Annotated in this window: 2 protein-coding genes; both read right to left on the bottom strand. The window is 67.3% G+C overall.

What is annotated here, in order from left to right; genetic code table 11:
* Positions 1 to 310: 310 nt before the first annotated feature.
* Positions 311 to 2023 carry a ShlB/FhaC/HecB family hemolysin secretion/activation protein gene (locus ACFPPB_RS08515; RefSeq protein WP_377326300.1) on the bottom strand — a complete coding sequence of 571 codons (1713 nt, stop codon included), beginning with the start codon at positions 2021 to 2023 and terminating at the stop codon, positions 311 to 313.
* 65 nt (positions 2024 to 2088) lie between these two features.
* Positions 2089 to 13434 carry a YDG domain-containing protein gene (locus tag ACFPPB_RS08510; RefSeq protein ID WP_377326298.1) on the bottom strand — a complete coding sequence of 3782 codons (11346 nt, stop codon included), beginning with the start codon at positions 13432 to 13434 and terminating at the stop codon, positions 2089 to 2091.
* Positions 13435 to 13476 lie beyond the last annotated feature (42 nt).

The raw sequence follows: 13476 nt of genomic DNA, 5'->3' as shown, positions 1-13476 counted from the left end.
ACGTCCCTGCGTTCCGGAGAAAGGTACACACCGGCCGTGGCCTGCATCGTGGGAGCGACTTCAGTCGCGATGGCCGCGGCAGCGGCCTGCAGCATCCCGGCGTTGCAGCGGCTCGATGCACAGTCAGACGGCGCAGCGCGCTGCTATGCGATCGCGACTGAAGTCGCTCCCACAAGGGCACCCTTCTCCAGACCGCAGTGGACTTATTCAGACCATCCCTAAGTGGGCCTACCCGGCTGCGGGAAAGGTAACCATGCGTGGAAGCTTCGTATCTCTCTCCCAGGCAAGCGGGGGGAGAGGTATTGAGCCATCAGTCGAAACCCTTCATCACCTGCACCCACAGACGGGTCTTGGTGTCCGCGTTGGGCAGGATGTCCGGTGTGTCGCCGATGGGCCTGGCTACCGAAGCCGAGGCGGTCCAGTTGTGCGGCCCCGTCCAGTTCAGGCCGACGCCGGCGCTGCTGAGACGGCCGCTGTTGATGCCCCGCTCGAACGTGTCCTTGTAGACCGTCAGGCGGCCGGTGTCGCCGAACAGCCTGGCCTGCCACTGTCCCGCCATGCCGGGGATGGTGAAGTCGTGGCGGTATTCCAGCGAGAACAGGTTGCCCTGCGAACCGGCCAGCACGCCCACGTCGTAGCCACGCACGGTATTGGGGCCGCCGAGGAAGAACTGCTCGGACGTATCGAGATTCTTGCTCGCCCACTGCTGGGTGAAGCCCGCGTACAGCGCGTCGTTGTCGCCCAGCTTCTGCAGGCGGGACAGTGAGAAGGTGTACTTGTTGTACGAACCCCGGGTGCGCGCGGTGATGTAGTCGATGAGGTTGGCGAGACCGTTGGTGTAGTCGATGTCGCCGTGCGACATGCCGAGGCTGTAGTTAGTGATGCCTCGCGCATCGCGCTCGTCGCCGGCCAGCGTGGCCACCCACACGTTGGCCCGGCGATCGGTGTCGATGCCGACGAGGCCGATGTCGTCCTTCAACAGCTTGTGGTCGAACTCGATCTGGCCGTACAGGTTGGCTGCTGTGTTGCGCACGATGGGCTGGGTCAGCGTCAGGCTGCCCACCAGCGCGGAACCGTCCGCGTCCAGTGGCGAGAGCCGGCCGCCCAGGTTGTAGTGCAGCGACGACACGCCGGCGCGCAGCGTGGTGCCCTGCCCGTTCAGCAGGTAGCGATAGCCGCCCTGGAAATAATTCATGCCGCCACCCGAGCTGGCCGCGCTGAAGTCGAGCAGGTCGCCCTCGTGCAGCAGGCCGTTCACGTCGAAGCTGCCAGTGGCGCGCGCACGGCCGGTGTATTCGCTGCCGTAGTCGTCCACGCCGAGCGTGCCGGTGTAGCGCGGCGCCGAGGTCACGCCTACCACGAGATCCGACGTGCCTGGCTCGTCGCCTGGCCTGATCGCGGAGCTGACCTGCGCGCCGGGGATGTCCGACAGCAGCAGCAGGCTGCGTTCCAGCGCGTAGTTCGATACCGGCTGGCCTGGCTGCAGCGGCGCCAGAGTGGACTGCAGCGGACCGTCCTTGACGGCGCTCTGGTTTTGCAACGCCACCTTGCCATAGCGCGCCTCGACCACCGCCAGCTTCACCACGCCGTCGGCAAGGGTCTGCGCCGGCACGTACACGCGCACCAGCGGATAGCCGGCACGCAGGTAGGCTGTGCTGATGCTGTCGGACAGGTCGCCGAGATCGCCCAGCGTCAACATCTTGCCTTCATAACCGATGACCAGCGAACGCAGGCGCTCATCGGGCAGCAAGGTGTTGCCGGTGATCTGGATGCGCTTGACCATGAACGCCCGCGAATCGGCAGCAGGCTGCTTTTTCGAATGCAGCATGTGCAGGTCGAGGTCGGACGGCGGCACCGTCGAAGGCTGCTGTTGCACCTGCTGCAGCAACATGCCGCTGCTGATGCCACCGGTGCCGGGGATGCCGGCGGGCGCCGATTGGGCATGCGTCACGCCGGACAACGCCAGCGACATCATGGCGGCCAGCGTGCCGAAGCGCGCTACGGGGAAGGTCTTGGTATGCATGGGTTTCATTCGAAGATGATTGACTGAAGGGAAGCGGATCGTGCGGAACCTGCGGTCCGGTTCCCTCATGGCAGCGCCATCACGGGTTCGCGCACGCCGCCGTCGATCACCTTCAGGGCCAGGCCGGAAGTGAAATCGCCGCGCGACACGTTGCGTTCCACCGGGTGATGCAGCCGCTTCTTGTTGCCGGTGAAGGCACCCACGGTTTCCTGCGGGGCGAGCCCGTAAGGCGTGGCGAGTTCCGTCGGACCCGGCACGCGGTTCACGCTGGCGAGCGTGCCGCTGCTGATCCCGAACGCCGATGCCCGGGCGCCGGTGATGTCGGCTTCGGTGTACACGGTCGGGCTCGCCAACAGGTAGTTGCCTGCGTCTGCCCCGCTCAGCTGCACGCCAGTAACCATGACCGGCTTGTTGTTGCCGATATTGGGATCGGAGAAGCTGGCCGCTTCGTAGACGAACTGCACCGAGTCGCCCGCCACCATGCCGGCGCTGTCCAGCTTCACCGCGTCCGGCGTGGTGCCGCTGTACATCTTGTTGGTGCCGGTGGCGTCGACCACGATGGTCTTGGGCGTGATGCTGAGCGTATCGACGCCACCGACCAGGGTGTAGTTGCCGGCCAGGCCGCCGTTGGCGCCATCGGACAGCGCCAGCGAGCCCAGGCTGATGAAGGGCTTGCCGGCACCGACGTTCTTGTCGACCACCTGCCCCGTGCCGCCCAGGAGCACCGTCTGCCCGTCGATGCCGGACAGCGCGCCGTTGCGGCCGAACAGGCCGGCCGCCGCATTCGGCGTGCCGTCGTACACGCGCGTGCCGCCAAGGTCCAGCACGTACGGATCGATGGTGCCGCGCAGGCCCGTGGGCTGCGCGAGGATGTAGTTGCCCGCACCGGCACCGCCGATCGCCATGCCGGTGGCGACACCCTCCGTGCCTGCATTCGCCGAGGCGAACGTGCCGACGCTGGCGTCGCCCAGCGTGACGCTGTCGCCGCCCAGCACCCCGCTCAGGGTCGAGCCGCTCAGGCTTGCCATGGTGTTGCCGTCATAGGTCTTGGTGGCCACCGTGGTGCCGACGACGGTGAGCGTGGCCGGCGTGATCGCGTATGAATCCGCACCGCCGACCAGCGTGTAGTTGCGGGTCAACTCCGTCGCCGCATGCGCGCCGCCGGCCACCAGCGCCAGGTTGCCGAGCGCGAAGCTCGAACCGCCGGTGCCCGTGTAGGTACCCACGTTCTTGCTGGTCAGCGACCCCGTGCCCTCCACGGTAAACGTGTCGCCGTCTAGGCCGGCGACCGTGCCGAAATCGCCGCCGTAGGCATGGGTGGTCGCGTCGTACACGCGCTGACCCGCGAGGTTGAGCACATACGGGCTGATGGTGGCGCTGGTGCTGGCCGCGGTGTTGAACACGTAGTTGCCCGCATCGGCGCCGCTTGCCGTGATCCCGCTGACCGAGATGCCCACGTTGCCGCCCGCGTCGGGCGAGTTGAAGTCGGCCGCGCCGTCGTTGAAGTTCACCGTGTCACCGGCCAGCACGCCGGAGCTGCCCAGCGTGACGCCCGCCGTCGTGGTGCCGTCGTAGGTCTTGTCCTGGCCGGAGGCATCTACGGCGATGGTCAGCGGCGTGATGGTCACCCAATCCGTGCCGCCCACCAAGGTGTAGTTGCTGGCCAGCGCCGAACCGTTGCCGGTCAGCGTGAACCCGTTCAGGCCATTGCCGCCGAACGGCTGCTGCGTACCGGCGTTCTTGGTCGACAATGTGCCGGTGCCGCCCAGCGTCAGCGACTCGCCGTTCATGCCGGTGAGCACGCCGTTGTTGCCGAACAGGTCGGCACCGGCGTCGGTGTTGCCGTCGTATACGCGCTGGCCCGTGAGGTTCAGCACCCTCGGCGCAATCGTGCCGCTGAGGCCCGTGGGTTGCACCAGCGTGTAGTCGCCGGCGTCGGCGCCGCCGATCGTCATGGTACCTGCGGTCACGCCGATGTTCCGGCCCGCGTTCGGCGTGGCGAAGCTGCCGCCGGTGTCGTTGCCCAGGGCGACGCCGTCGCTGCCCAGCACGCCGCTCAGGGTCGCGCCGCTCAGGGTCGCGGCGGTGGTGCCGTCGTAGGCCTTGCTGTTGACTGTGGTGCCGGCGACGGTCAGCGTGGCCGGCGTGATCGTGTACGAATCCGTGCCGCCCACCAGGGTGTAGTTGCCGGAAAGGTCGGTGCCCGCACCGGCGCTGCCGGCGGCGACCAAACCCAGCGTGCCGAGGTTGAAGCCCTGGCCGCTGCTGGGACTGCCGCTTGCACCCGTGCCCGTATACGACGTCCGGTTGTTCACGTCCTTGCCGGATGTGGAACCTTCGCCGCTCAGCGTGAACGTGTCGCCATTGAGGCCGGTGATGGTGCCGAAGCTGCCGCCGCTTGTGCCGTCGCTGTAGATGTTCGTGGTTGCGTCGTACGTGCGCGAACCGGTCAGGTCGAGCACCCTCGGCGTGATCGTGCCGCTGAGGCCCGTGGGCTGCACCAGCGTGTAGTCGCCAGCGTCGACGCCGCCGATCGTCATGGTGCTTGCGGTCACGCCGATGTTCCGGCCCGCGTTCGGCGTGGCGAAGCTGCCGCCGGTGTCGTTGCCCAGGGCGACGCCGTCGCTGCCCAGCACGCCGCTCAGGGTCGCGCCGCTCAGGGTCGCGGCGGTGGTGCCGTCGTAGGCCTTGCTGTTGACTGTGGTGCCGACGACGGTCAGCGTGGCCGGCGTGATCGTGTACGAATCCGTGCCGCCCGCCAGGGTGTAGTTGCCGGCAAGGTCGGTGCCCGCACCGGCGCTGCCGGCGGCGACCAAACCCAGCGTGCCGAGGTTGAAGCCCTGGCCGCTGCTGGGACTGCCGCTTGCACCCGTGCCCGTATACGGCGTCCGGTTGTTCACGTCCTTGCCGGATGTGGAACCTTCGCCGCTCAGCGTGAACGTGTCGCCATTGAGGCCGGTGATGGTGCCGAAGCTGCCGCCGCTCGTGCCGTCGCTGTAGATGTTCGTGGTTGCGTCGTATGTACGCGAACCGGTCAGGTTCAGCGTCAAGGGCGTGATGCTGGCCGTGGTGTTCGCCGTGCTTCCGCTCAGCTGATAGTCGCCGGAGTCGCCACCCGCCAGGATGGCGATCCCCGTCACTGCCACCGCCTGTGAGGTCACGTTGCCGTTGGTGTCATAGGCCACGTTCGGACTGGCAAAAGTCGCCGTGCCGCCGCTGTTGGAGAAGGTCACCGTGTCGCCGGAAATCACCCCGCCGCTGGTGAGCGAGGTCACCGTCGCGGTGTTGGTGTCGTCGTACACCTTGTTCGCCGCCGTGGCGTTCACGGCGATGGTCTTCGGCGTCAGCACCAGCGAGTCGCTGCCACCTAACAGCGTGTAGTTGCTCGCGCTGCCGGTGCCGCTGGCCAGGCCCAGGCTGTCGAGGTTGAAACCGGCGCCGCCGGTGGCCCCGCTCACGCCCGTGCCGGTGTACGGCGTGCCGCCGTTCACGTCCTTGCCCGCCAGCACACCCGAACCCGTCAACGACAGCGTTTCGCCGTTCACGCCGATGATCGTGCCGTCCTGGGCGGTCACGCCCGTCTGGTTTCCGAGCACGCCCGCATTGGCGGCGGTCGTGCCGTCGTACACGCGCGTGCCGGTGAGGTCGATCACGTAGGGCGTGATCGTGTACGAGTCCGTCTGGCCGTTCGTCGGCGCACCTTCCAGCGTGTAGTTGCTGGTCAGCTCCGTACCCGCGTTGCTGCCGGCGGCGGCCAGCGTCAGCCCGTTCACGCCGATCTGCTGGCCGCCTGCAGGCGTGCCCGCGGGACTGCCGGCCGTGTAGGTGTTCGCGTTCGCGCTCGACGCCGTGCCCTGGCCGCTCACGATGAACTGGTCGCCGCCCAGGCCGGTCAGCGTGCCGAGGTCGCTGCCATCGACGTTCGCGCTGCCGTCGTATTGCCGCGCGCCATTGAAGCCGAGCACGTACGGCGTGATGTTTGCCGTCGTCGTGGCCTTGGTACTGCCCAGCGCGTAGTCGCCCGCATCCGTACCGCCCGCGGCGATGCCGGTCACCGTCACCGTCTTGCCGTTCGCCGCGTTCGCATCGGAGAACGTCGCGCCGCCATCGGCGAAGGTCACCGTGTCGCCGGAAATCACCCCGCCGCTGGTAAGCGAGGTCACCGTCGCGGTGTTGGTGCCGTCGTACACCTTGTTCGCCGCCGTAGCGTTCACGGCGATGGTCTTCGGCGTCAGCACCAGCGAGTCGCTGCCACCTGCCAGCGTGTAGTTGCTCGCGTTGCCGGTGCCGCTGGCCAGGCCCAGGCTGTCGAGGTTGAAGCCGGCGCCGCTGGTGGCCCCGCTCACGCCCGTGCCGGTGTACGGCGTGCCGCCGTTCACGTCCTTGCCCGCCAGCACACCCGAACCCGTCAACGACAGCGTTTCGCCGTTCACGCCGATGATCGTGCCGTCCTGGGCGGTCACGCCCGTCTGGTTTCCGAGCACGCCCGCATTGGCGGCGGTCGTGCCGTCGTACACGCGCGTGCCGGTGAGGTCGACCACGTATGGGTCGACGACGAACTGGTTGCCCGAGGTGGCCAGCGTGTAGTTGCCGGCGGCGCTGCCGCCGAGGCTCAGCCCGGTTGAGGTGAACGTGCGGCCGCCGGTGCCGGCATTGTCGTAGGTGCCGACGTCCGCACCCGACAGCGCGTCGCTGCCGTTCACGCTCAGGCCGGTCTGGTCGGTGTTGACGATGCCGTTGACCACCCAGCACGTGCTGCCGGCGGCACACGCGCCGGAGGCGCTGGAAATGAGGTTGCCGCTGCCATTCGCGCCCGTGGTTCCGTCGTACTGGCGAACGCCCGTGAGGGTGACCGTTGCCTTGCTGATGTCGTAGGTGTCGCTGCCACCCACCAGGGTGTAGTTGCTGATCTTCTCCGTACCTGCATTCGCGCCGGTGGCATTCAACGTCAGCCCGGTGACGCCGATCTGCGTCGTGCTTGACGGCGTGCCGCCGACACCGCTCGCCGTGGAGGAACTGCCGTAGCTGCCGGCCTTTGCGCTGCTCAGCGAGCCCCCACCGCCCACCGTGAACGTGTCGCCGTTGAGGCCGCTGAACGTGGCGGTACCTGCCGTGGCGCTGCCGGCGGTCGTATCGACGAGACCGCCCGAATCGACGCTTGCGGTACCGTCGTAAGTGCGGGTGCCGCTGAAGCTGAGCACGTACGGGTTGACCGTGTAGGTGACGGTGCCGATCTGGTAGTTGCCGGCGCTGCCGGTACCCGCCGCGAGGGTCAGATTGTTGGCGCCCGTGCCGTTGGTGCCGGCATTGCCGCCGTTCGCCAGCGTGTAGGGGCCAACGAGATCCAGCGTCTCTCCGTTCACGCCGGTGGCGAAGGCGCCGTTGCTGGCGACGGCATGGGCACCATTGAAGAAGTTGCCGGCGCCGACACCGACCGTGGTGCTGCCGGTGTATGTGCTCGAACCGGTGAAGTCGATCGTATAGGGTGTGATCTGGAACTGGTTGCCGGTCGCGGCGATCGCGTAGTTGCCGGCCAGGCCGCCGTTCGTGCCGTTGCCCAGGCTCAGGCTGCCGACGCCGAACGTGGCTGCCGCATCGGTGTACGTACCCACATTCGGGCTGTTCGAGCCGCTTACCGTACCGGTACCCGCATTCACCTTGAGCGTCTGGCTGCCCACAAGACCGGAGATCGTCCAGGTGGAACCGGTGGCGGCCGCAGCATTCGTACCGTCGTACTGGCGCACGCCCGCGATGGTGACCGGCGCCTGATTGATGGTGCCGGCCAGGCCCGCGGGTTGGACGATGCGGTAGTCCATCGCGTCGGTGCCGGTGATGTCCGCGCTGTCGATGGTGACCGCCGTGGGCGTGGCGGCGGTGCCCGTCAGGCCCGCGTTCGCGTTGGCCGACGCAAACGTTCCGGCGATGTTGCCGTTGCTCACCGTGACGACGTCGCTGCCCAGCACGTCGCCCGCCGCGTTGCCCTGCGTCACCGTCGCGCCGGTCACCGTCGCGGCGGTGCTGGCGTTGTAGACCTTCGAAGCGACCGTCGCGCCGGTGACGTTCAACGGCGCCTGGGTGACGATATACGAGTCCGTGCCGCCGACCAGGGTGTAGTTGCCGGCATTGGCGCCGCCGACGGCGACCAGGGCCAGCGTGCCGAGGTTGAAGCCCTGGCCGCTGGTGGGACTGCCGCTTGCGCCGGTACCCGTATAAGTGCCGACGTCCTTGGCCGATGTCGCACCCGTGCCGGTCACGGTGAACTGGTCGCCGTTGATGCCGTTCAACGTTCCGAACACGTTGCTGTTGTCGGCGTTGGTGACGTTGCCGGAAATGCTGGCGTAGATGTTGGCGGTGGCGTCGTATACGCGCGTGGCGCTGAGGTTCAGCGCCAGCGGCGTGATGGTGCCGATCAGGTTGCCGACCACCTGCGAGGGCAATGCGTAGTTCGAGAGCGACGTGCCGGCGTTCGGCGTCCAGTCGGAGGAAACCAGGTTGGCGGTGACGTCGTAGGTGCCGACGTTGGATTGCGGGCTGTTCGGGGCGCCGTAATACCCTGACTGCGTCTGGGTGATCGTACCGCCCTGGCCGTTCACCCAACCGCTGGTGCCGTAGTCGGCCGCGGGAATGGTGATGGTCGACGTGCCGTCGTACGCCTTGGCGATGTTGCCGGTGAGGCTGGCGGAAATTTGCGCCTGCGCGATGTCGGCGCTGAGGCCCGTGGGCTGGGCCAGGACGTAATTGCCGGCCGCACCGCCGTTCAACGTGAAGCCGCTGGCGGTCACCGCAATGGGCTGACCGTTGGGCGACAGGTAGGCGCCGCCCGGATCCGTGTTGGCGTTGGCCGTGGCAAAGCTGCCCGTGCCGCTGCCCTGGTTCAGCGAAACGTTGCCCGCATCCTGCGCCAGCAGGCCGCTGACCGACGCGCCGCTGCCACTGGCCTGGCTGAAGGTAGGCGTGGTGAAGGTAAAGGTGGCTGAAGTGGTGCCGTCGTAGGCCTTGGCATTGGCCGAGATGCCCGTAACCGCCAAGGGGCGCGGCGTGATGTTGGCCGTGAGAGCAGGTGTCACCAGGCTGTAGTTTCCAGCCGAACTGCCGCCAAGGGTGAAGGTGGTGGCCACCACCTGGCCATTGCCCGCGTTCGCACTCGCAAACGTGCCGCCCACGGGCGAGCCGGTGGCGGTAAAGCTGCCGTTGCTGTTGGGGACGATGGTGCCCCCCGTGCTGCTGCTGATGCCGTCGGCCGTGCTGCTGGCGGAGTTGCCGACGCTCAGCGTGATGTTGCCGGCGTTCTTGTCCACGTCGGCAAGGCCGGCCAGTTGGCCGTTGCCGATGTTGACCAGCGCGCCCGTGCCGCCGTCGTAGATCTTGTCCTGCGCGTACACGCCGTCGACGTACAGCGGCGCCGGAGTGATGCTGCCCATCCCGCTCACGTTGTAGACCAGCTGGTAGTTGCTCAACAGCGTGTTGCCGTTGACGGGCGTGTAGTTGTTCTGCGTGAGTGTGCCGGTCACGCCGATCGCGTTGCCGACCACGTTGCCGTTGGTGTCGCGAACCACGTTCGGCGAGGCATAGGCGAACGAGGCCGTGGGGGTGATGGTTGCGCCCTGGCCACCGACCCAGCCGCTGTCCTGCGTACCGCTGGAGTCGTTGTTGACATAGCCGTAGACGGTGAAGTTGCCGTTGCCGAGCGGCAGCACCGTGGTATTGCCGTCGTACTGCTTGGTGATGCCGGTGAGCGAGATGTACAGCTGTTTGGCAAGGATGGTGCCGGTACCGGTGACGCTTTCCGGGAAGGTGTAGTTGTTCTGCCAGTTGGCGGAGCAGCCGGTGCAGGTGAAGTCCGCCGCCGCGATCCCGCTGACGCCGAGCGGCTGCGAGCCGACGTTGGCGCTGGCGAAAACGCCGGTGAGATTCGTGGAAAGCGTCATGCCGCTGTCGCCGGACTGCACGCCGCCGAGCACGAGAACCGCATTTCCCAACGGAACCGAGCCTGGAGCGGTGATGCTCGACCCGGTGACGGCGATCGTGCTGGTGCCGTCGTAGACCTTGCTGCCGCTGGCTCCCGTGACGAGCTGGCCGGTCAACCCTGCGGGCGTGATGGTGCCGTAGCCGAGCGCCGTGGCCGGCAGGATGTAGTTGGATAGCGAGGTGCCGCTGCCTGCCACGTAGTTGCCGCTGGTGGTGCTGTTGTCGAGGGTGGACACCACGCCCCAGGTGCCGGCGTTGCCTTCGTAGCTCGGCGCGCCCGGAGCGGCGGCGTTGGTCGTGTCGTAGTAATTGCCTGTGAAGGGTCCGCTCAGCGTGATGCTTTGCCCCGAGATCAGGCCGTTCAGCGTGTAGTTGCCGGCGCCCAGCGTGGCTGACGTGTCGCTGGCGCCGTCATACGTGCGGGTGGGGTTGCCGGTGATGGTTACCGTCAGCGGCGCTGGCGTGATGTCGCCGGCGCCGCTGACGGAGGTGTTGAAGATGTAGTTGCCGGCCTTGGCGCCGCTGGCGAAGTTGAGGTCCGACGACTGCAGCGTGGCGGCGGCCGTGTAGCTGCCCACGTTGGACTGCTGGACGCCGTTGCTGTCGGTATAGACCGCCGGAGCCTGGTTCACCGACACCGTCTGGCCGCCCACCATGCCCGTGACCGTGAAGTCGCCCGTGGGCAGCGTCGCGTAGCTGGTGCCGTCGTAGATCTTGTCGGCGCTGCCGCTGAACGCGATGCTCAGCGACGCCGGCGTGATGTTCGCGACAAGGCCCGTCGGCTGGGTCACGGTGTAGTTGCTGTTGTTGACGGCCAGGCCGCTGACGGCCACTGCGAGGCCGTTGCCTACGTCTGCCTGGCTGAATGTGCCGGCGGCCGAACCCGTGGACAGCGTCGTCGACGCCTGGTCTGCGGCATTCACGAAACCGCTGAGTACGGCGTTGCCGGTACCCAGGGCGTCGGCAGTCGTGCCGTCGTACACCTTGTCGGTTGCGGTTACACCGGCAACGGTGAGCGCCTTCTGGTAGATGTCGGCGGTGAGGTTGGTCGGCGCGATCAGCGCGTAGTCGGCGACCTTGGTGGCGTTGCTGCCCGTCAGGGTGAAGCCGCTGAGGGCAACAGCGAGGTTGTTGCCGGCATCGGGGTTGGCGAAGTTGCCGATGGCGCCGCTCGTGTCGAGCGTGACGTTGTCGCCGTTGACCACGCCGTAAATGCTGGCGTTGCTGATGTTCAGCGCATCGCTGGTGCTGGCGTCGTAGGTCTTGCTGGTGACCTGCACGCCGCTCAGGTAAACCGGCGCGGGCGTGATCGTGCCATAGCCGGCTGTCGAGTCCACAGCGAGCGCGGCGGACGTGATCGACGTGGCTGCAGGCAGGACGTAGTTGGAAAGCTTGGTGCCCGAACCGGCCGCGAAGTTGGTGCTGGCGAACGTGGCGCCGACCGCCACCAGGCCGCCATTCTGGGTCGTGCCGCCGTTGGTATTGACGTCGGCGCTGGCGTAGCCCACCGAACTGGGCTGGTTCACCGTGATGCTCTGCCCCGTGGCAAGACCGGTGATGTAGTAGTTCGACGAAGCCAGCGGTGCGGTGGTGGTGCCGTCGTAGACCTTGGTGGGGTCGCCGACGATGGTGGCGTACAACTGCGCCGCGGTGATCGAACCGGTGGTCGTCTTGCCCGTGCCGGACAAGGTGTAGCCGTAAACCGGGATGCTGCCGTTGACGATGTTGAAACCGTTGATGGACGACGGCGAGGTCACCGTGAGGCTGGTGCCCACGTCGGACTGGCTGTATGTACCCGAGGTCGAACCGATGGTGTCGCCGTTGATCAGGCCGGAGTCGGTGAAGTTGCTGCCGGCGAGCGGCGCGGTGGCGGTGCCGTCGTAGCTCTTTGTCACGGTGCCGCTGAGGCCGGTGACCGAGAGCACGGGCCTGGTGCTGTAGAACACGCCGTTGCCGCTGGCTGCGGGCGTGGTGCCCGTCGTGGCGTTGTACTGGATGAAAGCAGGCGCGAGGCCGCCCAGATTGGCGCCCGTGGCCGTGGGGCTGGAGCTGTAGATCGCCCAGTTGCCGCTCAACGCCGAAGCGCCGACGTTGTTGACGAAGGCGTTGCCCGCCTGCAACACCGTCTTGCCGCCGGCGTTCGTATTGGCGATGGAGCCGCCGCTGTTGATGACGACGTTGTTGCTTGCGGTCAGCGTGAGCGTGTTTGCGGCACTCCACGACACCGCGTCGTCGACGTTGACGTTGCCGGATGTCCCGCTGGCGCCATCCGCGCTGCTCAGCGTGATGCTGCTGCTGGCGAGTTCGCTGGAAAGCTGGCTGCCGGTGATGTCGCCGCCGCTGGCGGCGATGGTGAAGTCGGTGGGATCGACCAGCCACTCGCCGGTCTTGCCGCTGGTCGCCCTGGTGGTGATGGCGGCGTCATTGGCGATATGGGCCTGCGCGCCGGAAGTTTCTATGAAGCCGCCATCGCCGCCGTTCGGCGCGCTGGCGTCCAGCCTGCCGCCCACGTTCACCGTGCCCGCATCCATGCCGCCCAGCAAGGTGATGGTGCCGTTGTGCTCGGCCACGGTTTGCGCCTGCACCGTGCCGGTGTTGTTGACCGCGCTGTCGATCAGCGAGTTGCGCGCGCCCGCCGTCATCAGCACATTGCCGCCGTCGGCGACGATCAGCTGGCGGTTCTCGACGAGGCTTCGAACGGTGTTGGCATCCACCACCAGGCGCATCAGGTGGTTGTCGGCGAAGGTCAGCGTCATCGCGGTGCCGCCGGCCAACGCCACCGTGCCCAGCTGCGCGCGGATCACGCCCTGGTTGGAGACGGAATTGCCCAGCAGCGCCGCGTAACCGCCCGGCGTGACGGTGATGCTGCCCAGGTTGACCACGCTGCCGCGACCGTTGCCGGCGAAGTGCACGTTGCCGGTGCCCGGCGTGCCGCTGTCGAGATCCAGCGTGGAGGCGACGATGCCGCCCACGTTCACCTGCGCGTCCTTGCCGAACAGCACTCCGTTGGGATTGATCAGCCACACCTGGCCGTTGGCGTTGAGGTGGCCTTCGATGTCGCTGGCGGTGTTGCCAAGGACGCGGTTGACTGCGATGGAGCTGCTGCCCGGCTGCAGGAAGTCGACCGTCTGGCTGGCGCCGATGCCGAAGTTCTGCCAGTTGATCGAGAGCGTCTGGCTGTCCTGCTGGATGGTGGTGACGTTGCCGGATTGCGTGATCTGGCCCGAGCCGCTCACGATCTGGCCGCCCGTGGGCGCATTGCCCGCCCAGGCGAAACCGCTCATGCCCAGCGACGCCGACAATAGCGAAAGCATCAACGGTACGCGCACCACCGCGCCGCCGCGGCTGCGGCTTGTGCCGGCGCCTTTGCTCTTCGCCAGTTCGGAAGCCGGAACCCAGGCGCACAGCGAGCGGTTCCAGCAGAGTCGATAAATGTGGTTCATGGCGAAGCGCCTCCTGGCTTTCAGCAAATGAAAGGGCGGCTT

This window comes from Rhodanobacter terrae (genome assembly GCF_042657005.1).
GTDB lineage: Bacteria > Pseudomonadota > Gammaproteobacteria > Xanthomonadales > Rhodanobacteraceae > Rhodanobacter > Rhodanobacter terrae.
This window is presented reverse-complemented; position numbering and strand designations above follow the sequence as displayed.

Bases quoted from the DNA above. Each gene is read 5' to 3' on its own strand.
- ACFPPB_RS08510 (WP_377326298.1), bottom strand. From the start codon at position 13,434: ATGAACCACATTTATCGACTCTGCTGGAACCGCTCGCTGTGCGCCTGG.
- ACFPPB_RS08515 (WP_377326300.1), bottom strand. From the start codon at position 2,023: ATGCATACCAAGACCTTCCCCGTAGCGCGCTTCGGCACGCTGGCCGCC.